At 59.0% G+C, this 1,618-nt stretch carries 3 protein-coding genes; 2 read left to right on the top strand and 1 reads right to left on the bottom strand.

Annotated features, from left to right (window positions below):
* Nucleotides 1-14 precede the first annotated feature (14 nt).
* Both IQ254_RS31010 and IQ254_RS31005 read left to right on the top strand, forming a co-directional pair.
* A complete protein-coding gene (locus IQ254_RS31010; RefSeq protein WP_228041265.1) occupies nucleotides 15-803 on the top strand; it encodes an ABC transporter permease in 789 nt (262 codons plus the stop codon).
* 224 nt (nucleotides 804-1,027) lie between these two features.
* A complete protein-coding gene (locus IQ254_RS31005) occupies nucleotides 1,028-1,222 on the top strand; it encodes a hypothetical protein (protein WP_193969978.1) in 195 nt (64 codons plus the stop codon).
* 21 nt (nucleotides 1,223-1,243) lie between these two features.
* Here the strand turns inward: IQ254_RS31005 and IQ254_RS31000 are convergent, their stop codons facing one another.
* Nucleotides 1,244-1,444 (bottom strand): photosystem II assembly protein Psb35, encoded by a 201-nt coding sequence (locus tag IQ254_RS31000; protein WP_278000410.1) that lies wholly within the window; start codon nucleotides 1,442-1,444, stop codon nucleotides 1,244-1,246.
* Nucleotides 1,445-1,618 lie beyond the last annotated feature (174 nt).

Raw genomic sequence — 1,618 nt, 5'->3', positions numbered from 1 at the left:
CCCCTTCCCCACCCATGCCCCGCCTCACCTGGCCCAGCCTCTTCACCGCCCTGATGTACGCCTTTATGTACTTCCCCATCATTGTGCTGGGGGTGTATAGCTTTAATGACTCGCGCTACAGCGCCGGTTGGGAAGGCTTTAGCCTGCGCTGGTATCGATCGCTGTTTAGCGATCGCCGCCTGCTATCGGCCCTGCAAGACAGCCTCACCATTGCCATCGTAGCGGTGGCGATTTCGGCGGTGCTGGGCACTCTGATGGCCATCGGCCTGGCCCGTTATCGGTTTCGGGGCAAGGCGCTCTACCGGGGGGTGTCGTACCTGCCGCTGATTGTGCCCGACATTGCGATCGCCGTGGCGACCCTGGTCTTTCTGGTCTCGGTGGCCATCCCCCTCAGTCTGGGCACCATCATTGCCGCCCATATGGTGTTTTGTCTGGCCTACATTGCGGTGGTGGTCGCCAGCCGCCTCCAGCGCCTGGACCCCAACCTCGAAGAAGCTGCCCTCGACCTCGGGGCCACCCCCACCCAGGCGCTGCTCAAAATACTCATTCCCCAGCTCGCACCCGGCATTTTAGCGGGCTGTCTGCTGGCCTTTGTGCTCAGCATGGATGATCTACTGATCTCCAGCTTTACCGCCGGGGGCGGGGCCAACCCCCTACCGATCGAAATCTTTAGTCGGGTGCGTACTGGCGTCAAACCCGACATCAACGCCCTCAGCGTGGTGCTCATCCTCGGGTCAGCCCTGCTGGTGGGGCTAGCCGAATACCTGCGTTACCGCAGCGATCGCAGCCGCCAAATCACCTGACCCACCCCTCCTGGGCGGGGTGTAGGTTCATTCCCCTCCGGGAAGAAGATCGTTGACCATCACCTGCTGACGTGATTTAAACCACTTTCCATAGGGGAAACCATCACCCCCAGACCAGCCGAGGATCATGCCGACCTGGGGATGCCATCACGGTGTAATTACAGGCTGCAGGTGATAGTAAATATAGCCCCGATTAATTGCCCCAAATCAATCAGGTCGTCACTATGCCTCAACCCACTAGCCAATCGCTTAAAGCCATCGTTGATCAAATCTTTGCCGATCGCCGCATCAGCCGCCAAGGTCAGCGCGAGCTCATGAATAGGTTACTGAGTCAACCCACCCTCAGCAACCAAGACTACGCCATTGCCCAGCGGGTTTTCGATGCCATTCGCCAGGGAAGGCTGCGAGTGATCGATTGACTCAGCCGTCCGTCCCCTCAACTAGCTGTCTTCACCCTCTTCAGACTTGACCGTAGGGACAAAGTCAGGCTTTTCTTTGTCTTCCCAGCCAGCGGGGCGCTTGGAGTTATACCAGGCGATCGAGCCAATCACCACCGCCGCCAAGAAACCAACTGCGTAAACCAGCACAAAGCTAGACGGTAGACCGCCACCGACAACCGCAAACAAGTCCGTCATAGGCATAGCGTTATTGTCTCCCAAACTATACGCCTATCATCCTACGACGGTAAGCACCCGACAAAATCGACCCCAAGAGGTAATTCTCTACTCGTCATCCGGTGCAGGCGGGGGCGCTTCTAAAATCGGAGGGGGCGCCACAAGCGGTGGCGGAGCCGGAGGGGCCACGGGAGCTGGGGC

Source organism: Nodosilinea sp. LEGE 07088, from assembly GCF_015207395.1.
In the GTDB taxonomy this organism is placed as follows: domain Bacteria; phylum Cyanobacteriota; class Cyanobacteriia; order Phormidesmidales; family Phormidesmidaceae; genus Nodosilinea.
This window is presented reverse-complemented; position numbering and strand designations above follow the sequence as displayed.